The following is a 22,228-nucleotide window of genomic DNA, read 5'->3' on the forward strand; positions in this document are numbered from 1 at the left end:
TAAAAACAGACTTTCAGGATTTCTGAAAGTCTGTTTTTTTTATTGTTCACAAGCGATAAGATCTTTGTCTCTGTCGCTTTTTTTGTTTGCATCATAAAGCGCCTTGGATACATGCGGCTTGTATTTTGTTTTGCCGCCTTTGTTCCTAACGTTCTTGGCGCGGGATACTCCACCTTTGTAATCTTTGTGCATCTCCGTACAGTTTTTATAGGTTTTTACTTTGGCAACAGAGGTTTTCGCTTCTGCTGGCAGACCACTGGATAAACTAACAACGAGCCCGCAGGTTAAAAGAACGGCGCTGACTTTTTTCATTCGCACACTTCCTTTTTATGTATGTAACTCCATTTTATAACCGGTTCTTATTACCTGCAACTATTTTCCTGTTAAAGCTGTTTCTACAGGCACTAAAAAGTTCCCATAAAACCTTTAGGTGCCTACGATACTGAAAAGTGCGTACTTCTCAATACCTTCATTATGGGAAATAATAGACCTTGTTTGATAAGCTCAAGCATAGGAGGAATTATTGTGGCCAATCATTTACAGGATACAACCACTTTGCATAATGGAGTAAAAATGCCCTGGTTCGGACTTGGGGTATTTAAAGTGGAGGAAGGACCGGAGCTTGTGAATGCTGTGAAAGCAGCCATCAAGAACGGATACCGCAGCATTGATACTGCAGCGATTTACGAAAATGAAGAAGGCGTCGGAACCGGGATCAAGGAAGGACTTGCGGAAGCAGGACTTTCCAGGGAGGATTTGTTCGTGACCTCCAAGGTTTGGAACGCTGAACTGGAATATGAAAAAACAATCGCAGCGTACGAGGAAAGCTTGAGAAAGCTCAACTTGGAATATTTAGACCTGTACCTCATTCACTGGCCGGTGGAAGGCAAGTTTAAGGACGCCTGGAGAGCGCTTGAAACGCTTTATAAAGAAGGCAAAGTAAAAGCAATCGGTGTAAGTAATTTTCAAATTCACCATCTCCAAGAATTAATGAAGGATGCCGAGATCAAACCGATGATCAACCAGGTGGAATATCATCCGAAACTCACCCAAAAAGAGCTTCAAGAGTACTGCAAGTCTCAAGGCATTCAACTGGAAGCGTGGTCTCCGCTTATGCAGGGACAATTGCTGGATCATCCAGTGCTGAAGGAAATTGCGGATGCCCACCAAAAGAGCGTGGCGCAAGTGATTTTAAGATGGGACCTTCAGAATGGGGTAGTCACCATTCCGAAATCCACAAAAGAACACCGCATTATTCAAAACTCACAAGTCTTTGATTTTGAATTAACAACAGAAGAGATGAATCAAATTGACGGGTTGAACGAAAACCTGCGGGTAGGACCAGATCCGGACAACTTTGATTTTTAATCAAGTAGGGGCCATATTAGGCTCCTATTTTTTTTGCTCTTAACTATGTACATCGGCAATCTTAATAAATCTTAATAAATCTTAATCTTTTCTGTAGTGGATTCTTAAGGTTTGAAATTTATGGTTAATTATAAAGTCAAACCCGTGGAGTGTGCTACAGTGTACTTTTCATTTGTTTCACAATATATTGTTAAGCCTCGGACCGTTGGAGCGATCTTCCCAAGTTCGAAATATTTAGCTGCTAAAATGGTTAAAGATATAGATTTCTCTACCTCTTCGTATATTGTTGAGTTAGGAGCAGGAACAGGTGTATTTACCGATCAATTGCTTGAGAAACGAAAAAAGGGAACGATAATATTAGTCATCGAATACAACGAGGCATTTTATGAGCATTTAAAATTAAAATTTCAAGATGTTCAAAATTGTTATGTGGTTCATGGATCTGCTGAAAACTTAAATCATTATATGAAGTACTATCACTTGCCCTATGCAGATGCTGTAGTATCAGGTTTGCCATTCGCAAGCCTGCCAAAAGAAATGTCCAATCAAATTTTAAAAGGTGTTCAAAAATCTTTGCGTAATAAAGGGAAGTTCATAACGTTTCAATATACAAACATGAAAAAAAGAATGATTGAAGCGTTTTTTCCAAAGGTAAAAGTATCGAGGGAGCTTCGGAACCTCCCACCAGCCTATGTGTTTTGTTGCGTGAAAAATGAGGTGTGAAAATGGAAGGGAAAGTCCTAATTGTAGACGATGATGAGAAAATCAGAAATTTAATTGCCATTTATTTGGATAATGAAGGGCTCACCACCGTTAAAGCTGAAAGCGCAATGGAAGCTCTAAAAATGTTGAAAAAGCAGCACTATGACTTAGTACTTTTGGATGTTATGATGCCCGAAATGGATGGCATTCAGGCTTGTATGAAAATAAGGGAAGAAAGAAACATGCCGATCATCATGATCTCTGCAAAATCTGAAGATATGGATAAAATTCAAGGCCTTGCGTCCGGAGCAGATGATTATTTAACAAAGCCCTTCAATCCTTTGGAGTTAATGGCAAGAGTGAAGTCTCAGCTCAGAAGATATACCAAGTACAATACAGGGGGCATTACAACTTCTGAAATAGAAATTGGCAGCTTGTTAATCAGCACAGAAACTCGTCAAGTATGGGTGCAAGGAAATGAAGTAAGACTGACACCCAAGGAATTCGATATCCTGGAGCTTCTTGCTCGCAACAAAGGAATCGTGATGAGTGTAAGTAAAATTTATGAAGCGGTCTGGAATGAAGATTCTTTCAAATCGGACAATACAGTGATGGTCCATATTACAAAGATACGAGAAAAAATTGAAGCCGATCCAAAACATCCGATTTATATTAAAACCGTTTGGGGAGTAGGATATAAAATATGAGATGGAGAAGAATGAACAAACTCAGTGTAAAACTTCTTCTGGCAATCTCGTTAAGTTATATCATCTCCTTGATCATTCTAGCCCTTTTATCAAGGTTGTTGATGGATTATTACATCAATGGAGACAGCACCCCGTTGCGTTATAACCTGGTTACACTTTCGATGGTCGGGTTGGCAGTCTTAGGTTTTGTTATCTCTTTCTTACTTTTGATTAGAAAGAAACTTCGATACCTTAACCATATAACCCAAAAAGTCCATGTTATGGCAGATGATAACCTTGAAACGGTTATAGAAATCAGGGGAAACGATGAACTAGCACAATTAAGTGCCAATATTAACGGAATGTCCAATCGTCTGAAGGAAAAGCTAAAGAACGAGCGCCAACTGGAGCAAACAAAAAGCGAGCTGATCACCAATGTCTCGCATGACTTAAGAACACCGTTGACGTCAATCACCGGTTATGTTGATTTGCTCAGAAAAGGAAAATATAAGAGCGCTGAACAAGCATCCGAATATACGGAAATCATTTACTCCAAGTCAATGAACTTAATGAGTTTGATTAATGAACTGTTTGAATACACGAGGCTTACAAGTACGAATATAGAATTGAACGAGTCGGATGTAGACCTTAGCGCAATGATTAGACAGATGTGCGGAGAATATGTATCCATTTTTGATAAAGAAGGATTGATCCTGGAGTTGAATATTGAGGAATCCATCATGATGACAGTGGATGTTGAAAAAATGGCACGTGTATTTGACAATCTCCTGGAAAATGCCAAGAAATACAGTATTAAGCCTTCGGTGGTCAACGTCCGTCTTGAAACAAATCACGAAGGCGTATTGTTCTCTATTGAAAATAAAGCGGCAAACCTCAAACCTTCTGATATGGAAAGGTTATTTGAACGTTTTTACCGAACAGACAAGTCAAGATATGAAGAAACAAGTTCAGGGCTCGGTTTGGCGATCGCAAAAACCATTACTGAGCTTCACCAAGGGCAAATAGATGCGGAATTAGAGAAGGAGCGGCTCACTCTATTTGTCAGACTTCCAATCTTAAGAAAAGTTAAGAATTAACCTAAGTTTTTCTTAAGGTCTCTTTCCTAAAGTAGAAGTAGGAGGGAGTTGCTTTGAAAAACATAAAAATTGGAATGATGCTCATTTGTCTTTTGCTTGCCATTCTTACTATCAATAAATTAGGAGGTATCTACCTGAACATAAATGATATCACCGGTGTCCTAAAAAGATATTCCGATCAGGCAGAGATCTTATTTTTGTTATTTTGGTTGATTCGCCTACCGGTTTGCTTTCCGGGGGTTTTGCTCATGGTGCTTGGCGGTTTCGTATTTGATCCAACTAAGGCTTTTGTTCTTTCCATGACAGGAATTCTTTTAAGTGAAAGTATGATTTTTATGGTGGCAAAAAAGTTTCCGTTCGGATTTATTACTCGTTATTTAAATCATGCCAATCCTGAAATCAAAGGATTAGTAGAACAATATAAAGTCAAATTTTTGATTTTGGGTGTCATCTGCCCGATTGCACCAAGTGATGCCGTTTGTTATTTATCCGCTACAGCGGGCATTAAGTACGGGAGTTATATGATTACCCTGTTGCTTGCCAACTTGCCATTAGTGGAAATCTACAGTTTTATGAGTGAAAGTTTAAGCCACTCCTCAATAACTGTTGCTTTATATATCATAACTTTTGTTCTCATTATGTTTATTTCCACTCAGATATGGAATCAATTTAAATCAGTTCAAAATACAGCAGAGTAAAAGAGGGAGGGTTAAGAAATTCCCTCTTTACAACTCCAATAGATAAACCCCATCACCCACACGGACTTTACCAGTTTTGATAACAGAAGCATAAACACCAAAGTGATTCTGTCGTTCTTTCGCTACTGTTTTTAGTAAAGAAGCATCCCGTTTGGCATTTTCAGGATGATACGTGATGATGGAACACCGTTCACAATGCCGCAGTAACTGAATTTCTACGTCGTCTCCGATTTTCATTCGTTTTCCAAACCAGGTTTCCTCAACGAATGGATTTTTTTCTATTAGTGATAGGTATAGATTGGGTCGAAACCGCCGATGCTCTACCTCCTGTTTTCCAGCCAGTTCCTTCAATTTGTCCAGGGAAGCGTCGGTTACCAATTGCAGATGTTCTTCCTCAATCGGACCTAAAGGGACATGCGTTGGAGTATAGGAAACGGGTAACAGCTTTCGTTGTGATCGTTCTTCCAGTTCCTTTATAAGCTTCTCATCTCCCCACGCTGTCACCCTGCCCTCCGGTGTAGTGATCTCGACATTCGGATAGCGGTCCAAGAACCCTTCCCCTGAAAATCTTGCTTTGTACCGGACCATCTCGGGAAATTGCGTGATCGTTAAAAACTTGTTCTTTCGTGTTTCATCCAAAAAGGCGTGGCTGCGGTCACCATACAACCCATAATCCATGATCTGCGTCTCCTGCACGCTTTCGCCGAAGAACGATTTCACAGGATGGCGAACCAGTTCTTTGATGTGGCCAACTAACATATTACCGCCTCCTTTTGTATCCTCCTGTATAGGTTCGATGGAAATCGTAGAATACCTTTCATCACATTACCGCAGCCTGTCGGGAGTGATATACTAATCTTAGATCTTTTAACCCCATGAGATTCCTTTCCTTACTTCACCTATCAATCTCTTCATCATTATTGTCTTTGCTTTCTTCTTCATTACATCAGGATTAACCTTCATGTGAAAAAGTTTGAACGGGAGGATTAATTATGTTGCTCGAAAACAAGAATGCAGTGGTTTACGGGGCAGCCGGATCGATCGGTCGTGCGGTTGCCAGGGCTTTTGCGAGGGAAGGAGCACAAGTATTTTTGGCCGGACGAACCCTCAGTTCTCTTCAAAAAGTGGCAGAAGAAATGAAAAGCGAAGGCGGAACAGCTGAAGCGGCACAAGTTGATGCGCTGAATCAGGAGGCTATCGAGAAGCATTTGAATGAGGTTGTACAAAAAGCAGGGCGGATTGACATTTCATTTAACGCCGTATGGATTCGGGGCGACCTGCAGGGGACACCGCTGCTGGATATGCCTGCGGAGGATTTTACGGTGCCTGTTCTGACAGGAATCAAAACGCATTTCCTTACAGGAACAGCGGCGGCCCGCCACATGGTACAGCAAAAATCCGGGGTTATTTTGACGCTTTCTTCTTCGTCATCTGTACTGTCAGGACGCGACCGCAGATACCATTTGACCGGAGGCTTCTCTACCGCGTGTGCTGCGATAGAAGCATTTTCCCGCAGCCTGGCAGGAGAAGTTGGCCCGGCGGGTGTGCGTGTTGTTTGTCTGCGGCCGGATGCCATCCCGGAAACATGGAGCGGTGATGTAGCCAACGTGAAGGCCTATATGGAAGACGGAACAGTACTTGGGCGGTTGCCACAGTTGAATGAAGTAGCCAATGCTGCTTGTTTGATGGCCTCCAACCATGCCAGTGCGATGACCGGAACCATTGCCAATTTGACCTGCGGCTCGTTTATGGACTAAGAGGAGGACCGAAAACATGAAGACAGTTAAGGTGTATCATTACGAAGCGTTCAGCAAGGTGCCATATAAAGGCAATCCGGCAGGCGTTGTACTGAACGGCGATGAGCTGACTGAGGAAGAGATGCAGGAAATTGCACACAAAGTAGGATTTAACGAAACCGCCTTTCCCGTCCGTTCAAAGAGTGCAGACTTGAAACTGCGGTTCTTTACACCGGGACATGAAGCGGATCTTTGCGGCCATGCGACGATGGCGACTCTTTTTGCGTTGAAAACCAGGGGGCTGCTTGGTGACAAGACCGATCTGGCGATGGAAACGAATGTGGGTGTTTTAGCGCTCCAACTCAGTTCTGACGGGCAGGACATTACAATTACGATGCAGCAAGCGTCACCTGAGTTCAGGGATTTTAACGGCTCGATCGAGGAGCTGGCCCATTCACTGGGGATTGAACGTGAGGATATTGACTCCAATCTGCCGGTTACATACGGAAGCACCGGGAACTGGACGCTTTTGGTCCCGATCAAACGCTTGGATGCATTCAAGAGAATGAAGCCGGACAATGAAAGATTTCCTTCCATTTTAAAAGAAATGCCCCGTGCCTCGGTACACCCGTTTTGCCTGGAGACCTTTAATCCAGACGCAGACATGCACGGCCGGCATTTTTCATCTCCTTACTCCGGGACGGTTGAAGATCCTGTGACCGGAACAGCTTCGGGTGTCATGGGAGCTTATTATGCAACTTTCATAGATCAAAGAGCGGAAAGCCCTTTACATCTGCTAGTGGAACAGGGACAGGAAATCGAAAGGGACGGCCGAGTGAAGGTGCAAGTGACGAAAACGGCCGACCGAATGGAAATCCAAATCACCGGAACAGCTGTCAGAGTGGATGAATTTGAAGTCGCTTTTTAGAAACAGCAGGGAATCTTTACTGAAATTAGAATGAGAAATAGGAAAGTTATTTTTCTGAAGGGATGTGATGCTTATGGTACGCATGTATTGTGTTTATGACCCGATCACCATTTGTAAAAAACAATTAAGAGGACGGGATGTTATTTATGATGACTGGACAAAAGGCCGAACTGCGGCCGGTGTCACTCGACGATTATAAACGAACCTATGATTGGCGGAATGATGAGGAGACGGCAAGGTTCGAAGCAGGTACAGGTTTCTTTCGCCTCAGCAATGTGCCAATGGAAAAAATTGAAGCAGACTACGAGCAATCGATCATTAAATTGGATAAACGGGAGACTGGGGAGTTTTCCATTTATACTCTGGAAGAAATACCGGAACATATTGGATCCGTTAGCTACCGGGAACTGAACATGATTGCCAGGCGCTGCACGGTGGGGATCGGGGTCGGTCACAAAGAATACTGGGGCAAAGGATATGGGACGGATGCGATGAAAATCCTGATCCGCTTCTTATTCCAAACGATGAATTTGGAACGCATTCAACTGGACACCTGGAGCGGAAACACAAGAGCCATCCGCTCTTATGAGAAGTGCGGTTTTGAAGTGGAAGGGCGCTTGAGGAACCATTCCTATATTGACGGGAAATATTACGATACTGTCGTGATGGGATTGTTGAGAGAAGAATTTCAATGTGAATAAACTAAAGGAAAGGGCAGCCGTTTCGCTGCCTTTTTTGTTATATAGATTTAATTACTCTTGCCGGATTACCAGCTACAACCGTATCTGGGCGAACATCTTTTGTCACAACAGAACCTGCTGCCACAACGGAATGGTCACCAATCGTCACTCCAGCCAGGATCACACAGCTTCCGCCAATCCATACATCATTCCCTATGGTAATGGGAATGGCAAAGCCGGTCTTGTTCCGATCCTTGGGTGTTATGGAATGACCTGCTGTATAAATTCCCACATTGGGACCAATCATGCAGTTGTCGCCAACTCTGACTTCTGCCATATCTAGAATGGTACAGTTATAACCGGCATAGAAGTGGTCACCAACGTGAATATTGTAGCCAAGGTCACATTGAAAATTAGCTTCAAGGCTGGGTTTCTCGCCGACACTGCCAAACAATTCCCTTATGATTTCGTCTTTCTTTTCCTCGTCTTCGATGTTACAATGATTCAATTCCCGTACCAGTTTTTGAGCAACCGTCGTTTTTAATTTCAGTTCCTCAGTTCCGCGTTCATAAATAATCTTTTCTTTCTCACTCACAATACATTTCCTCCTTTCAATTAACCTCTATCCCTCAAATGAACCTCCTGAAATCAATTCCTTTGTCATCAAAAGATGGGGAATGCCGTCTTCCATAAAAACATCAGAAGACGTCTGATAGCCGAGTTTGTGGTAAAAGCCCTCGGCCTGTGTTTGGCCGTGCAGCTTGACCCGGCTGGATCCTTGTTCAGCTGCGATATCTTCCAATGCCTTAATGATGACTTTTCCTAGTCCAAATTTACGGAAGGATTCCAGAATGCAGATTCTCTCGAGCTTTCCGACGCCTTCTACCCACCGGATGCGTCCCGTACCTGCCGGCTGGTCTTCATAGTAAGCCAGGATATGCTCGCAGCGGCCGTCCAACTGGTCAAACTCATCAAACTCGTCCGTCAACGGAACACATTGTTCTTCAACAAACACCTTTTTTCGGATGGAGAATGCCTGCTCCAACTCTTGATTTGTTGTAATTCTTTTCGCGTTCAATGATGCTTCGCCCTTTCCTGTTATGTAAATAGCTATTCATAACGTATAGCATTTTCGCTTGAATTGCAAAAGGAGAAAATGGCAGGGATTTGAACAACTTTCCAGAATGTAAATGGCTGGGAGGTGGTTCCATGGAAATCGTTAACGTCCAAAAACGGATGGACTTGTTTGATCGTGCAGTCAACACGTATTGGGGGCAGTGGGGCAATCAAGATAATTTTGTTTTTTATCAGGACTGCATCAAACATTCCTGCAAGACGGAGGAAGATTTGCCGAGATTCTACATAGGGTTAGTCGATGATCAGATCGTCGGGACAGTTGCTTTACTGCGGAATGATCTCAACAGCCGCCAGGATTTAACCCCTTGGCTGGCTTGTTTATATGTATCACCAGAATATAGAGGAAAAGAATTAGGCGCACAGCTTCTTGAACACGGCGTTAAAGAAACGCGCCGAAAGGGTTATTCTCATCTTTATCTCGCGACGGATCTTCAATATTATTATGAACGATATGGATGGTCCCAACATGGGGAAGTTTTTGGACCGGACGGCGGGTCGCTAAAGATTTACAGGATGCCTACAGGTCAACAATAGGCAAAAGGATTATAGGATAGTATATCGAAAGTATTACATAAATATAGCCTTTTTAGGAGATGAATGTATGACAGTGAGTATGAGTGTTGTTCAGGACGTTCTCGACAATTACAAATCGGCGGTTTATGAAAAAGATGTGGAGAGGTTTCTATCCAGCTATGATCCAGACGTTCTTATTTATGATTGCTGGGGAAAATGGGAGAGCAGAGGGATTGCTCCATGGAAAGAAAGCGTCACCGAGTGGTTCAATGGTTTAGCAGCTGATGGAGTTTACCTCAACGTTGATTTTAACGATCTGGTTGTGGAGGAAAATTCTAATCTAGCATTCATCCATTGTACGGTTACTTTTGCGGCTCACCAGGAGGAGTCAGGAGAGAAGCTTCGTCAAATCACCAATCGCTTTACCTTCGGCTTACGAAAAGAAAAGGACTCTTGGTTAATCACCCATGAACATTCCTCGCTGCCAATAGACATGAACACAGGAAAAGGTATGTTTAACTTAAAGTAAAAGAAACGATAAAAGGATTGCAGCCGCAATCCTTTTATTTTACCCTACTACTCTCTTTAAACCATTTCCGCAATTGGTTAATATGTGCCTGATGATATCTGCTATGATCTGCAATGTGCCAAATACCCCATTTAATCGTGGCTTCGTTGGCATTTTCATACTCAACCCTTTGAGTTAATCCTTTGTCTGTCAGCTCATAGCATAAGGATTTCATCATAGCCATTACATCATCATAATTACGAATTAGTACATCAAGGGCAATGCCTTTTACTTGCGGCAATTGGCGGTTCTCGTCCAGCATAGGTCCATAGTGCTCTTCGAGTTCCAATGGAATAGCTTCACCCTTTATTCTAAAAATCCAGTTCAGGTCAACATAAGCCAAATGTTTTAGCAGTTGGGCTGTACTGTTATACTCGTTTTTTGGTCCTTTGTAATTCAGTTCTTCCTGGGTCATTCCGGCAACAATGGACGTTAACCGTTGATAGTTGCCCTCTACCATGGCGTAAAGCATTCCTACAACAGGCCCCATTTCAGGCTTACCTTTTAAATCATGAATCATTCAATCGCTCCCTATCCTTCTTTGATCATCTCCGCCACCCGCACCAATCCCTTTTCCAATTGGGGAAGAGAAGCATAGGCATACGACAGGCGAAGGTGCTGCTGGTCACTTCGGTCATACACATTTCCGGGGTTCAGCAAAATGCCCCCCTGCAGGGCCTTTTTAAATAGTTTTTCCGTTGAGAGGCTTGCCGTCAGCCTCAGCCATATAAAGAACCCTCCCGTTGGAACCGTCCAGGTGGCGATGTCCTTGAAATGGAAGTTTAAAATCTCGAGCGTAAAATCCCGTCGGTTTTTCAGTTTTTGGCGGATGTCTTTGATGTAGCCTTCATACTGCCCGCTCGCGAGCCACTGGGATACCGCATATTGCGAGAGGGAGGAGGAACCGTAATCGGTCTGCATTTTGATATCAGCCAGCCGGTTAATTACGGGCTCCGGTCCGACCACCCATCCGATTCGAAGACCTGGCCCCAAGGTTTTGGACATGCTGCCCATATATACAACCAGTCCCTGACTGTCTTTCGATTTTAGCGGCGGGGGTGGCGGTTCTTCAAAATATAAATCTCCGTACACATCATCCTCAATGATCGGCAGCTTTTCACTCGTACAGATGTTCAGCACTTCGTTTCGCCGGGTTTCAGACATCAGAACTCCTGTGGGATTATGAAAAGAAGGAGTGGTGTAAAGCAGCGCCCCATTGTACATCTTTTTCAGCCGGGAGATTGAACTGCTCACCATTCCCTGATGATCCACCGGTATGCCATGCAGGTTCATGCCCGCCGACTGGAAGACGTGGACAGAATTCAGATACGAAGGGTTTTCATGAAAAATGGTGGAGCCTCGGTGCAGCAAACCTAACGAAATCAGCTGCAGTCCCTGAAGTCCGCCGGATACAATTAAGATGGATGATGGTGAAACTTCAATGCCCTTATTCCTTAAATACTCACTCACTAATTGCCTTAAATAAGGATCGCCTTTTGGCTCCGGATATCCCATGGAAAAAGGAGAAGTGGATTCTTTCTGAAAGAGGGCTTTTGTCTGCTCAACAGGTAATAAGTCAGGAGACAATTCCCCGGTGCCGAGCCGGATCATATGGGGATTTGCTTCCGCCTGGTTGATATCCTGGATGGTCTGGATGTTCGGCTGATACGCTCCGGATTTAACATAGCTGTTCCAATCGGGTGGTGGGGCAGAGGCGAGCAAACTCCACGTGTTGTTGATGACGAAGGTCCCTTTTCCGACTTTGGATTCGATCAGACCGTCGGCGGTCAGTTCATCCAGCGCATAGACGATTGTGCTCCGGTTCACCTTGAATTGGGCAGCGAGTACTCTTTGTGTCGGAATTCGGGTACCGACGGACCACTCGCCGTTTTCGATTTTTTGTTTGATATGATCATAGATCTGCTGATGAAGGGGAGTCCCCGATTCTTTCACCGGCAGCCAGCGTGTTTCCCTCATGTTTAACTTCTCCTTGTCGTGTGTTGCAAATTGGTTGGTTCTAAACCGTTCCAATTGGTTGGAGACGAATGCCTCCACTTCCTATAAAGTAAAGGTAACCTTATTTTAGGAGGAGAGCAATGTTACAGGCAGCACTTCATGGCTTTATTTTGGCATTTGGCCTCATTCTGCCGCTCGGCGTGCAAAATATATTTGTATTCAACCAAGGGGCGGTTCAGCCCAGATTTAGCCGGGTGCTGCCGGTCATTTTGACAGCTTCTGTTTGTGATACCCTATTGATCACGTTGGCTGTTGCGGGGGTTTCGGTTGTTGTTCTCGGTTCCTTTTGGATCAAAACCGTTTTGTTCATCCTTGGAATCCTTTTTTTACTCTATATGGGAGTTGTGACATGGCGAAGCAACCCACGGCCGGTGAAGGATGAGGAAATCAACGTACTGACACCGAAAAAGCAAATGGCCTTCGCGCTCTCGGTATCCCTGCTGAATCCGCACGCGATTCTGGACACGGTAGGCGTAATCGGAACAAGCTCTTTAAACTATGGAGGAACCGCAAAATTGGCGTTCGGCCTGTCCTGTATCGTGGTTTCCTGGCTGTGGTTCTTGGGGCTCGGCATTGCCGGAAATGCGCTCGGGAAGATCGACAAGTCGGGGAGAGTCATGGCGCTGCTGAACAAAATCTCTGCCCTCGTTATGTGGGGGACGGCCATTTATCTCGGAACCTCACTAATTAATCAATAAAGGAGACGCATCATGAGCTGGAAACTAAAAACATTTGATGAGTTAACGACCCGTGAATTGTACAGCATTTTAAAAGAGCGGACGGAAATCTTTGTTGTCGAGCAAAACTGTCCTTACCTTGAAGTAGATGGCAAAGATCTGTCTTCCTATCATTTGTATAAAGAAGTGGATGGCGATATTGCCGCCTATTTGAGGATTTTGCCGGCGGGTGTTTCCTACCAAGAAGCTTCTCTCGGTCGAGTCATCGTTAAAAAAGAGTACAGAGGACAGGGGCTTGCACAGGAACTTCTGCTAAGAGGCATTGATTTTACATTGAACGAACTGAAGGAAGATACGATCAAAATTCAGGGGCAACACTATCTGGAGAAGTTTTATGGATCGTTCGGATTCCAGACGATTTCGGATGTATATATGGAAGATGGCATTCCGCATGTTGATATGTTGCTGGAGAAGAAAGCAAATTGATAAGGGAAAAAGAACTGCTTTATAAGGAGCGGTTCTTTCCTCGTGATCATATGGTTTTATTCCTATAAAGAAAGGATGTAGAGTTGTGGAAATACTCAATGTTAGAAGTTCCGATTATTACGTGATTTCCCCTTTGATTAATGAATGGTGGGGTGGTAGACAAATGTCCGATATGCTGCCTAAGCTATTCTTTGACCATTTTACCACTACCAGTTTTATTGCTGAAAAAGAGGGTAAGATCATCGGTTTCTTGATCGGTTTTTTGTCTCAATCTTATCCGGATGCAGCATACATCCATTTTGTTGGAGTAGATCCTCGGCATCGTAAAAATAATGTAGGAAAGCAACTTTATCATGAATTTTTTAAGGTGGTAAAAAAGAATGGCAGGAAGGTCGCTCGTGCTGTAACTTCCCCGGTCAACAAGACATCCATTGCTTATCACACGAAAATGGGATTTCATATTGAACATGGTGACAAGGAAGTGGATGGTGTATCCGTCTTTTCGAATTACGATGGTCCAAACCACGACAGGGTGTTGTTTGTTATGACGTTGGATTAGGGCCTGTGAAAAAAGGTTTCTTTCCATAGTTAGAGAAACTAGTAGGTGAAAAGGGAGGGCCTCTTATGCATATTCTATTAATTCGACATGGGGAAGCTGAAGATGACTTTTTAGAAGAGGATTATGAGGGTTCCACGGATTTACCTTTAACCGAACTTGGAGTCTTACAAGTACAGAAAATGGCCCAAAGGGTATTAAACGATTTTCCTCCGGAATTAATATGGAGCAGTACGCTGAAACGCGCAAGACAGGCAAAAATGTTATCTCAGACCACTGGGTGTTCGGTGGAATATTTAGACGACCTAATTGAAATGCAGGAGACGGAAAATAGATTGGTATTCAGAAAGCGCGGTCAAGAGGTCTTATCCTATATCCGGAATAGTGAGGATTTCGGCCGGATTGCGATAGTTACTCATGGCGGCATGATTACTCAAATTATTGAAAGCTTTCTGGATTTGCCCATGGAAAATAATATATGGTTTCACACGGACTATACGGGGATTCACTTTCTTGATTATTACCGAGACAAGAAGATTATTAAATTTGCAAACAGCACTTCACATTTGCAAGGTTTGTAAGGCTGTCTTTATGTGATCTGTTTATGGATTTTGCGGGCGATCGATTCAAGGATATAGATTACCGGCACTTGTGTAGTGACATTGGACTGCTCCACAAATTCCTCGGTGACATAATACGGAATGTTGAGGTCTGAGAGTTTGGCCACGGTTGAGAGCTTTTGATTGGTAATACTGATGATTTTGCTGCCTTCTTGCTTCAACTGGTGAAGATGAGTGACCGTAAACGGGTTCTCTCCAGAAACGGAAAGGGCGATGGCTACACTGTTAGCTGTAAGCTTCGAATGAATGGGAAAGTGGGGATCCTTGATGTATAGTGAAAATTTCCCCAGGCTGGAGAAGTAGCGTGCACCGTATTCGGCAAGAATTCCCGAACTTCCGATTCCGATGAATATCACATTAGCTGCCTCGAGCACGAGTTCTGCCGCCTCTTTTATTTTCTCATCGAGATCTCCCTTTAATGTGCGCTCGAAAAACTCCACGACGGATTGCTGGGGACAATTGATCCTCGTTGCTTTCGTCTGGTCCAACTCCATTTTTAGCTTAACTTTGAACTCGGAAAAACCCGCACAGTTTAATTTTTTGCAAAAGCGCAGAATAGTGGCGGTTGAGACATGCGTTTCATCCGCGAGCTCACGGATTCGCATATACACCACTTTTTCGCTGTGCTGAGGAATATAGTTATACAGAGCCATTTCCAGCTCATTAAACGAAGCAATCATTTCATTTGAAAATAACATGGCTTCCAATCTCCTTATGTCCTTTATCCACATCCTACCACAATAGCTTCTTATGTAACACTGTGTGACATTCTGGTCACAAGTGACTCTCCATGTGAAACAAAACCAAATAGCCAACACCCGTTTATTTTCATGCCGTATCACGTTACGATTTTAATAAAGCGTATTGAAGACTGCAAAAAACACATCATAACAAGTGTTAACCATAGATACGGAGGTCATCCATTTGAAAACATACACGTTTCGTGAAGGTTTTTTATGGGGAGGAGCAACAGCTGCCAATCAGATTGAAGGCGGTTTTGGTGAAGGCGGAAAAGGGTTAAATATTGCGGACGTTCTTCCGGGCGGAAAAGAACGGTATGATATTTTGCTTAATCCCGGTTTTGATTTTAAGGTTCATCAGGTTAAATACAGCTATCCGAACCATGAGGCGATTGATTTTTATCATCGTTATAAGGAAGATATTGCGCTGTTTGCCGAGATGGGTTTCAAGGTATTCCGTCTGTCGATTGCCTGGACCCGCATTTTTCCAAACGGTAATGAGTTTGAGCCTAATGAGGAAGGATTGGCGTTCTATGACCGTGTGTTTGATGAGCTTCATAAGCATGGAATTGAACCCGTTGTCACCATCTCGCATTATGAGATGCCGCTTCATCTCGTAACTGAATACGGCGGCTGGAGAAACCGGCAAGTCGTCACTTTCTTTGAGCGGTACGTAAATGAAATTTTCAACCGTTATAAAAATAAAGTGAAGTACTGGATGACGTTTAACGAGATCAACAGCGGTCTGTTCATGCCGATCCAGGGACTTGGTTTCGCGATCCAAAAGGAAGAGGACAAATACCTGCCGACATTCCAGGCGTTTCATCATCAGTTTGTGGCGAGCGCAATTGCGGTTAAAGCCTGCCACGAAATCATTCCGGAAGCCAAAATCGGCAACATGATCCTATTTGCACCGGTCTATTCCTATGACAGCAACCCGGAAAATGTGATGTATGCCTATGAGGAAGAGCGTTTGTTTAACTACTTCTGTGCAGACGTTCAGGTACGCGGGGAATATCCCTCCTACATGAAGCGTTATTTTAAAGATCACGGCATCGAGCTGGACATCCAGGAAGGCGACCTTGAGCTCATAAAAGAAGGGACCGTGGACTATATTGGTTTCAGCTATTACATGTCCCGCACGGAAAAGAAGGAGAAGACCGGAGGGGAATCATCAGAAGGAAACATCATTGGCGGCGTGAAAAATCCATTCCTGAAAGCGAGTGACTGGGGATGGGAGATCGACCCTGAAGGACTTCGCATCAGTCTGAACAAACTCTATGACCGCTATCAGGTTCCTCTGTTCGTTGTGGAAAACGGCTTGGGTGCCTATGACAAGGTGGAAGAAGACGGCTCCATCCAAGATGACTACCGCATCGACTACCTGCGGGAACACATCAAAGCGATGGGGGAAGCAATTGAAGACGGTGCCGAGGTTATGGGCTACACGAGCTGGGGCTGCATCGACCTGGTGAGTGCGTCCTCCGGCGAGTTTTCCAAGCGGTACGGAATGATTTACGTCGACAAGCAGGACGACGGCAGCGGCACCCTTGAACGGAAAAGGAAGAAGTCATTCTTCTGGTATAAAGATGTGATCGCCTCTAATGGGGAGCGACTGGATTCCAAATAGAGGAAGGATGGCCAGTAAAGTTTCGATTTCAGCCAATAAAAGAAGGCGGCAGGACACGTTCCTGACCGTCTCTTTTTTATAGGGAGGTTTAAAATCCGCGCCGATGAATAGAATGGTTACAAAGGTTGCGAAAGTTGCTATTAAAATGTTTCGAAAGTTTCTATTTTGTGGTAAGGTGGTGGTAAGGATGGTGATTAATATGAGTCATGTACTAGACCAAGTACAGCTCGAGGAGAAGGAAAAGCAAATGGTCAAATCCGAAGCTGCAAGGGCTTATTTGAAAATGCTTAAGCTGAAGCAAGAGCTAGACAAAGAGATTGAATTGTACTCTCAAAGACTTGAAAAAGATGAGATCCAATCGATATCCGAATATTTCAATGTTCCTAAGTACCTTAATGTCAGAGAGGTTGCAGCTCTGACAGGTAAATCACAGCAAATTGTAAGACGGCACTGCGCCAATAAAAAATACAAAGGGTATCAAACCAGCGAAAATGGAACTTGGCATGTAGAGACAGAACAATTCAGTGACCTGCCGAACTTTATGGAATTCATAACTAAAAGGCAAGAAAAATTCGAGAGAACAAAAGAAGTGGCTCGACTTGCTAAAGAAATGATTAATGAGGAAATCGCTGACGAAGAAATCTAATCAAATTTTGGGGAGAATCGGATGGTGGAGAAAAGCATACCAATTTACATGCCCGATACCAATTGTTTTAGGTATAGGTCGTACATCGTAAAGAAGATGGAGGACGGGGAAGTAGAAAACGATGAACAAGCGCTAAAGAGAGCGTACAAACAAGGTGGAACAGAATACTTGAGGACGCAAACAACCAATGTTCAGAGATATTGATCAGTTATGAAGTCGAACAGGAGCTAAAGATTCAATCCCATACATTAGATGAAGAAGGAAAATAAACCCATTGATAGGCTGCTTTCAATCATTGAGAAAGAAGAAACAGAAATTCCAGTCGACTTGGAGTACCAACTTAGGGATTTTAGTAATTATGCCCGAAGTAAATTTGGCAGATTAATTGTTCCTCAAGGGCGAAAAATGGATTATTTGAGGTCATCAGACGCGAGAATTTCATCCATACTTATCTTAATGACGGCATCCTTGTGACGGGGAACATTAAAGATTTTCTTCTATACACGCTTTTCTTCGACCATGAAGAGGACAAGCTATACGATATTATAACAGATGAGTATGTGAAGATTCCTGAAAACGGTCGAGAGAAAGTGTTTGAAGATGAAAGGTTTCAATCCTTATTAACCAATATGAGAAAGTTCAAAGGACAATGAGGGGCATATATGCCTTTTTTTGTATCTAAAAAGTGAACTTTTTCACCACCAATCGGAAAAATTAGTGAAGACGTCCCGCAAAGAAACAGAATAGCGAATAAGTCCTCCTAACTGGAATGGTTTTTTTTATAACGCACATTGCCCCAGTAATCTATCTAACCACCCCTTTAATTGTTACCCTCCGAAATAAAAACTTCCCCCCTATTAGAATTACACATACCAAAATCCGCTTTTACATAATATGAGCCGCCTTCGAAGAATGATTGCTCCCCTTATAGCCTCTTTTGTGACAAGCCCTCACTCACATAAGTTCCTTCACATACTATAAATCAAATCTGTCATTCTTTAAAACAGGCTCGGCAGTCATTCTATAATCCGTTAATTCAGGGGTTAAAAAGGAAGAAAAGAGGTAAGATTTGATTGGCAATCATTCAAAATGGTTCATGTGTTGGTGTTCTCTACAGAGCTTCCCAAGGTGCTGATTGTGCAGGAGGTCATTGTGTTCATAATGGCAGGTTTATTGGCGGTGTGGTCAGCAGAAGTGGGAATACGTTAAATGTAAGAAGAAATATTTCTAATACAAATTTAGGTGCCTATGACGGAATCCTTATTAGTCACTGGGCGATCAACAGGACTACAGGACAGGTCAACCAGCAGTATCTTTGGTTCAGAAGAAGCCGTCTTCTGGATGTGAGATTAATACCGAATGCCGGACCTTGTCCAAATACACCCCATTCTAATAATCCTACTATCATTTATCCCGGGGAATGCGTGGGTATTAGGTACAGACAAGGAAACCAATGGTTCATCAGGAATGGAAGATATCTTTATTGGACGGGCCAAAGAAGGCACTGCATTCTGGACGAACGTGCTTCAAGCACAAATCTCCAATCTCTGAGAACGATTACGTACTCAGATTATACGATTAACACTACAACTTTCCAATTGAGACCACGACCAACAGTTACGAGAGGACTTCCTAATCAGCGCATTAATTATGTATTTAAAACTACGGTTCCTTCTAATGGACAAACCGTTCGTGTTCAAAATGGAGCGACTCGGAATTTCATTGGGAATTTGACCATAAGATATGTTTAATGACGGCTTGGCCAGTAAATTTCCGATTTCAGATTGAATTTTAAAAAAGGGCGCTGCATGCGCTCTTTTTTGCATTTTAAAACGGGGTGTCATTTGCCCGCAATTATGACTATAATAAGCCTGTGTGTATAATGATCATGATAAGGTATATATAGACTCGCTAATAGAAGAAGGAGAACTATAGATGAAGTTAATTGTGGGAATGTCCGGAGCGACAGGAGCCATTTTTGGAATCCGGCTCTTGGAGCTTCTTAAAGATACAGAAGTCGAAACGCATTTGGTTATGTCTTCATGGGCAGCTGCGACAATCAAGGTAGAAACGCCGTATACATCGCAGGAAGTGGAGAAGCTGGCGGATTATACGTATTCATATAAAGATCTGGGAGCCAAAATTTCCAGTGGCTCCTTTCAAGTAGATGGGATGATTGTGGCGCCTTGCAGTATGAAAACATTAGCGTCAATCCGTATGGGGCTGGCAGATAACCTGGTGACACGCGCAGCGGACGTCATTTTAAAGGAGCGAAAAAAGCTGTTACTGTTAACGCGTGAGACTCCTCTGAATGATATTCATCTTGAAAATATGCTGTCCCTATCACGTATGGGAACGATCATTTTCCCGCCAATGCCTGCATTTTATAACCATCCAGAAACCATTGATGATGTAGTGAATCATATTGTATACCGGGCATTGGATCAGTTTGGCATTCATATGTCGGATGCAAAAAGATGGGATGGTATAATTAAATCACAAAATTGAAAAGATAAGCTTAGTTACAAACAAAAATCCGGCCCTCTGTAAGAGGAAGCCGGATTTTTTTGTGATTATCCAATAACGTTATAGGCAAGCAATAGAACGAGCGCGAGCAGGATGATGAGGACGATCCACATCGCTGCCATCGGATTGCCTTTGCGTTTGCGGGCAACCATCATTTCCATGACGCCGATCAGCACAATGGCGAGGATTCCTTTTAACACGTAATGAAGCGGGAAGTGAAGCTGTACGAGCATCCCCACGCCGGTCACGATCATGATGAGGTAAAAGAGGCGCTGCAGCATGAGTGTGATCTTTTGTCGTGTGAAATATGTAATCAAAAATAAGATGACCAGAATTGCCCATGAGCCGGAATGCGATTGCAACAAAATATTGAACAACGAAATTTCCTCCTTTTCAAAAAAACCAAATAAGTGCCTTTTCACCTATTAATAGTATCGGTTACCTATTGTTAAAACAAGGGGAAGCCTTCAACATCCGCAAATTGTTCACGATTGGAAAAGCAGCGTGCCGGCAATGACGGCACCAAGCGCGAGCGGAATCTGAACGACAAAACCCGCCAGGAGATACTTCGCGAGTATCCGGCCCTTTACGGAATCTTTTTTCCAGACGAAATAGGCATATGGAAAAATCAAAAGCACTGAAGTTACCACACCGGGTGTGTACCCGGTAAAATAAATCGCCTGCAGCACATGGGTGATTCCATTCATAAACAGTACGGCAGCGAGCAGTCGGAAAACGGGCCGTCGTTCCCCTGTGTTTTTGCTGATATATAAGCACAGCGCCAAAATCACAAGGAAAATCAATCCCACACTGACCGCAAACGTTCCCGTAGTAATGCGCTCGACCGGCAGCCTGTTGAAAGGAGCCTCGTTTTTATGAACGTTCAGAAACGGATTAATCGATAAAATTTCCTCGGCATCATGAATAAGAAACACAACAGGATACAGCCAGAGCAGCTTCAGAAACAGACTCTTTTCTCTACCAGGCGGCTGTACATTCAGTTCTGCCCTAGTCATCGAGCATTTTATACATCATGACGTCATCCACATATTGTCCGTTAATGCGAAATTCGTTCACCAGTACTCCCTGACGGATAAATCCGCATTTTTCATAAAAACGGATCGCTCGTGGGTTGGTAGCCATGACCCGAAGCGAAAGCTTGGATTTGCCAAGGCGTTTCATCCATTCTTCACCTTCCTTCATGAGTGCCAGGGCCACGCCTTGACCCTGAAAGTCCGGGTGGATGGCAAGAGCCAGCTCCGCGACATGCTGGTTGCTTTCAAGGTGCGTGGGGATGCGGTAGGAAAAAGCCCCGCACACCCGGTCACCGGATAGCGCCAGTAGCTGGCTGCCTTCCGGACAGTGCTGCGCATATTCTTCGGTGGAGGTGTAGCGAATCTCGGCCGGTGTGTTCTCTGTGTTCCATACCAGGTTTTCAAGCTCCGTCAGCTGCGGAAAGTCATAGCGGTTGGAAAAACGATAGGTAAGATGTATAGTGGTCATTATTTTTCTCTCCTTTACTAAGTTCCCTTCTTTATGTTCTATCTTATTTTGTTAAAACCTTCCTGAAGCCGATTCCTTTGACACCAATGAAGGTTTGTGAGAAAATTTTACCTAACGAACGGTAGGTAGGTGCTAAATGTGACAGCAGATAAAATTAAAGCCGTGGCGCTCACTCATTTTGCCAATCACGGATACAGCGGGGCATCGCTCGCCATGATTGCGGCCGATGTGGGAATCAAGAAACCCTCCATCTATGCTCATTTTAAAAACAAGGATGAATTGTTTTTGGCGGTAACGGAAGAGGCAGTCCAGAACGAGTGGGAGCAGGCGGTCGATTATATAAAAAAGGGCGGCCAATCCTTTAAGGAAAGGCTGTATGGTTACCTGAAGCTGCAAAAGGAAAGCTACGAACAAGATGAACGGGCCAAGTTCTGGCTCCGGACGTCATTTTTTCCGCCCGAACATTTGCAGCAGCAGATCATTGAATACGTATACCGCTATCTGGATCAGATGGAAGACTTACTGCTTCAGGAGTTTGTGGAAGCGAAGGCACAGCATCCCAAAATGCAAAACCTGGACATCAAACGGGCCGCAAAAGCGTATATTGCGCTTTTAGACGGTGTGTTTGTCGAGATGCTGTACGGCGGAAACGACCGGGCTGAAGAGCGGCTGCGGTCGTCGTGGTATATGTATGAACGTGCGTTATTCAACTAAG

At 43.7% G+C, this 22,228-nt stretch carries 28 protein-coding genes; 18 read left to right on the top strand and 10 right to left on the bottom strand.

The genetic code is table 11. The annotated features are described in order from the left end of the window. Positions 1 to 39: 39 nt before the first annotated feature. Positions 40 to 312 (bottom strand): excalibur calcium-binding domain-containing protein, encoded by a 273-nt coding sequence (locus tag QNH15_RS02455; protein WP_283892297.1) that lies wholly within the window; start codon positions 310 to 312, stop codon positions 40 to 42. Between the two features lie 213 nt (positions 313 to 525). On the opposite strand from QNH15_RS02455, the gene QNH15_RS02460 reads away from it, so the two are divergent. The 5 genes from QNH15_RS02460 (at position 526) to QNH15_RS02480 (ending at position 4,551) form a co-directional block, all read left to right on the top strand. Beyond that, positions 526 to 1,368 (top strand): aldo/keto reductase, encoded by an 843-nt coding sequence (locus tag QNH15_RS02460; protein ID WP_283892298.1) that lies wholly within the window; start codon positions 526 to 528, stop codon positions 1,366 to 1,368. A 120-nt stretch (positions 1,369 to 1,488) separates the two neighbouring features. Further along, a complete protein-coding gene (locus tag QNH15_RS02465) occupies positions 1,489 to 2,091 on the top strand; it encodes a class I SAM-dependent methyltransferase (protein WP_283892300.1) in 603 nt (200 codons plus the stop codon). A gap of 2 nt (positions 2,092 to 2,093) precedes the next feature. Beyond that, the gene (locus QNH15_RS02470) at positions 2,094 to 2,777 is read left to right on the top strand and encodes a response regulator transcription factor (protein ID WP_283892302.1); all 684 of its coding nucleotides are present in this window, start codon (positions 2,094 to 2,096) and stop codon (positions 2,775 to 2,777) included. An 11-nt stretch (positions 2,778 to 2,788) separates the two neighbouring features. After that, a complete protein-coding gene (locus QNH15_RS02475; RefSeq protein ID WP_283892304.1) occupies positions 2,789 to 3,853 on the top strand; it encodes a sensor histidine kinase in 1,065 nt (354 codons plus the stop codon). 53 nt (positions 3,854 to 3,906) lie between these two features. Then, entirely contained in the window at positions 3,907 to 4,551 is a 645-nt protein-coding gene (locus tag QNH15_RS02480; protein WP_283892306.1) for a TVP38/TMEM64 family protein, read from the top strand. A gap of 27 nt (positions 4,552 to 4,578) precedes the next feature. Here the strand turns inward: QNH15_RS02480 and QNH15_RS02485 are convergent, their stop codons facing one another. Beyond that, complete coding sequence (locus tag QNH15_RS02485; protein ID WP_283892308.1) at positions 4,579 to 5,310, bottom strand: MOSC domain-containing protein; 732 nt, start codon at positions 5,308 to 5,310, stop codon at positions 4,579 to 4,581. 233 nt (positions 5,311 to 5,543) lie between these two features. Here QNH15_RS02485 and QNH15_RS02490 point away from each other — a divergent pair, with 233 nt between their 5' ends. The 3 genes from QNH15_RS02490 to QNH15_RS02500 all read left to right on the top strand — a co-directional run bounded on the left by QNH15_RS02490 (position 5,544) and on the right by QNH15_RS02500 (position 7,916). Next, on the top strand, positions 5,544 to 6,308 hold the full coding sequence (locus tag QNH15_RS02490) for an SDR family NAD(P)-dependent oxidoreductase (protein WP_283892310.1): 765 nt from the start codon (positions 5,544 to 5,546) through the stop codon (positions 6,306 to 6,308). A gap of 16 nt (positions 6,309 to 6,324) precedes the next feature. Beyond that, positions 6,325 to 7,215 (top strand): PhzF family phenazine biosynthesis protein, encoded by an 891-nt coding sequence (locus tag QNH15_RS02495; protein ID WP_283892312.1) that lies wholly within the window; start codon positions 6,325 to 6,327, stop codon positions 7,213 to 7,215. Between the two features lie 146 nt (positions 7,216 to 7,361). After that, positions 7,362 to 7,916 carry a GNAT family N-acetyltransferase gene (locus QNH15_RS02500; RefSeq protein WP_283892314.1) on the top strand — a complete coding sequence of 185 codons (555 nt, stop codon included), beginning with the start codon at positions 7,362 to 7,364 and terminating at the stop codon, positions 7,914 to 7,916. Between the two features lie 37 nt (positions 7,917 to 7,953). Here QNH15_RS02500 and QNH15_RS02505 read toward each other — a convergent pair whose 3' ends face one another. Both QNH15_RS02505 and QNH15_RS02510 read right to left on the bottom strand, forming a co-directional pair. Continuing rightward, entirely contained in the window at positions 7,954 to 8,490 is a 537-nt protein-coding gene (locus QNH15_RS02505; protein ID WP_283892316.1) for a sugar O-acetyltransferase, read from the bottom strand. 27 nt (positions 8,491 to 8,517) lie between these two features. Beyond that, positions 8,518 to 8,973 carry a GNAT family N-acetyltransferase gene (locus tag QNH15_RS02510; protein ID WP_283892317.1) on the bottom strand — a complete coding sequence of 152 codons (456 nt, stop codon included), beginning with the start codon at positions 8,971 to 8,973 and terminating at the stop codon, positions 8,518 to 8,520. A 131-nt stretch (positions 8,974 to 9,104) separates the two neighbouring features. On the opposite strand from QNH15_RS02510, the gene QNH15_RS02515 reads away from it, so the two are divergent. Together QNH15_RS02515 and QNH15_RS02520 are read left to right on the top strand one after the other, a co-directional pair. After that, positions 9,105 to 9,566, top strand: a complete 462-nt coding sequence (locus QNH15_RS02515; protein ID WP_283892318.1) for a GNAT family N-acetyltransferase — start codon at positions 9,105 to 9,107, stop codon at positions 9,564 to 9,566. A 67-nt stretch (positions 9,567 to 9,633) separates the two neighbouring features. Then, positions 9,634 to 10,074 (top strand): YybH family protein, encoded by a 441-nt coding sequence (locus QNH15_RS02520; RefSeq protein ID WP_283892320.1) that lies wholly within the window; start codon positions 9,634 to 9,636, stop codon positions 10,072 to 10,074. A 34-nt stretch (positions 10,075 to 10,108) separates the two neighbouring features. Here QNH15_RS02520 and QNH15_RS02525 read toward each other — a convergent pair whose 3' ends face one another. Further along, on the bottom strand, positions 10,109 to 10,633 hold the full coding sequence (locus QNH15_RS02525; RefSeq protein ID WP_283892321.1) for a DinB family protein: 525 nt from the start codon (positions 10,631 to 10,633) through the stop codon (positions 10,109 to 10,111). An 11-nt stretch (positions 10,634 to 10,644) separates the two neighbouring features. Continuing rightward, a complete protein-coding gene (gene pdxR / locus QNH15_RS02530; RefSeq protein WP_283892322.1) occupies positions 10,645 to 12,090 on the bottom strand; it encodes a MocR-like pyridoxine biosynthesis transcription factor PdxR in 1,446 nt (481 codons plus the stop codon). A 119-nt stretch (positions 12,091 to 12,209) separates the two neighbouring features. Here pdxR and QNH15_RS02535 point away from each other — a divergent pair, with 119 nt between their 5' ends. The 4 genes from QNH15_RS02535 (at position 12,210) to QNH15_RS02550 (ending at position 14,429) form a co-directional block, all read left to right on the top strand. Beyond that, entirely contained in the window at positions 12,210 to 12,827 is a 618-nt protein-coding gene (locus tag QNH15_RS02535) for a LysE/ArgO family amino acid transporter (RefSeq protein ID WP_283892323.1), read from the top strand. 12 nt (positions 12,828 to 12,839) lie between these two features. Next, entirely contained in the window at positions 12,840 to 13,292 is a 453-nt protein-coding gene (locus QNH15_RS02540; protein WP_283892325.1) for a GNAT family N-acetyltransferase, read from the top strand. Positions 13,293 to 13,377: 85 nt separating this feature from the next. Then, positions 13,378 to 13,851: a GNAT family N-acetyltransferase gene (locus QNH15_RS02545; RefSeq protein ID WP_283892327.1), complete on the top strand. Its 474-nt coding sequence runs from the start codon at positions 13,378 to 13,380 to the stop codon at positions 13,849 to 13,851. Positions 13,852 to 13,916: 65 nt separating this feature from the next. Further along, positions 13,917 to 14,429, top strand: coding sequence for a histidine phosphatase family protein (locus tag QNH15_RS02550; protein ID WP_283892329.1), 513 nt, complete (start codon positions 13,917 to 13,919; stop codon positions 14,427 to 14,429). A gap of 8 nt (positions 14,430 to 14,437) precedes the next feature. Here QNH15_RS02550 and QNH15_RS02555 read toward each other — a convergent pair whose 3' ends face one another. Beyond that, positions 14,438 to 15,166: a MurR/RpiR family transcriptional regulator gene (locus QNH15_RS02555; RefSeq protein WP_283892331.1), complete on the bottom strand. Its 729-nt coding sequence runs from the start codon at positions 15,164 to 15,166 to the stop codon at positions 14,438 to 14,440. A gap of 226 nt (positions 15,167 to 15,392) precedes the next feature. Between QNH15_RS02555 and QNH15_RS02560 the strand changes: the two genes are divergently transcribed. The 3 genes from QNH15_RS02560 (at position 15,393) to QNH15_RS02570 (ending at position 19,992) form a co-directional block, all read left to right on the top strand. After that, positions 15,393 to 16,838 (top strand): glycoside hydrolase family 1 protein, encoded by a 1,446-nt coding sequence (locus tag QNH15_RS02560; RefSeq protein ID WP_283892333.1) that lies wholly within the window; start codon positions 15,393 to 15,395, stop codon positions 16,836 to 16,838. 187 nt (positions 16,839 to 17,025) lie between these two features. Beyond that, positions 17,026 to 17,484, top strand: a complete 459-nt coding sequence (locus QNH15_RS02565; protein WP_283892335.1) for a hypothetical protein — start codon at positions 17,026 to 17,028, stop codon at positions 17,482 to 17,484. Positions 17,485 to 19,419: 1,935 nt separating this feature from the next. After that, positions 19,420 to 19,992 (top strand): non-oxidative hydroxyarylic acid decarboxylases subunit B, encoded by a 573-nt coding sequence (locus QNH15_RS02570; protein WP_283892337.1) that lies wholly within the window; start codon positions 19,420 to 19,422, stop codon positions 19,990 to 19,992. A 65-nt stretch (positions 19,993 to 20,057) separates the two neighbouring features. Here the strand turns inward: QNH15_RS02570 and QNH15_RS02575 are convergent, their stop codons facing one another. The 3 genes from QNH15_RS02575 to QNH15_RS02585 all read right to left on the bottom strand — a co-directional run bounded on the left by QNH15_RS02575 (position 20,058) and on the right by QNH15_RS02585 (position 21,513). Next, positions 20,058 to 20,387, bottom strand: a complete 330-nt coding sequence (locus QNH15_RS02575; protein ID WP_283892339.1) for a DUF1516 family protein — start codon at positions 20,385 to 20,387, stop codon at positions 20,058 to 20,060. A 108-nt stretch (positions 20,388 to 20,495) separates the two neighbouring features. Beyond that, on the bottom strand, positions 20,496 to 21,026 hold the full coding sequence (locus tag QNH15_RS02580) for an HXXEE domain-containing protein (RefSeq protein ID WP_283892340.1): 531 nt from the start codon (positions 21,024 to 21,026) through the stop codon (positions 20,496 to 20,498). Further along, positions 21,019 to 21,513, bottom strand: coding sequence for a GNAT family N-acetyltransferase (locus QNH15_RS02585; protein ID WP_283892341.1), 495 nt, complete (start codon positions 21,511 to 21,513; stop codon positions 21,019 to 21,021). The genes QNH15_RS02580 and QNH15_RS02585 overlap by 8 nt, the downstream gene beginning before the upstream one ends. Before the next feature lie 138 nt (positions 21,514 to 21,651). On the opposite strand from QNH15_RS02585, the gene QNH15_RS02590 reads away from it, so the two are divergent. Beyond that, positions 21,652 to 22,227, top strand: a complete 576-nt coding sequence (locus QNH15_RS02590) for a TetR/AcrR family transcriptional regulator (RefSeq protein ID WP_283892343.1) — start codon at positions 21,652 to 21,654, stop codon at positions 22,225 to 22,227. Position 22,228 lies beyond the last annotated feature (1 nt).

This window comes from Fictibacillus enclensis, assembly GCF_030123385.1.
GTDB classification, from domain to species: domain Bacteria; phylum Bacillota; class Bacilli; order Bacillales; family Fictibacillaceae; genus Fictibacillus_C; species Fictibacillus_C enclensis.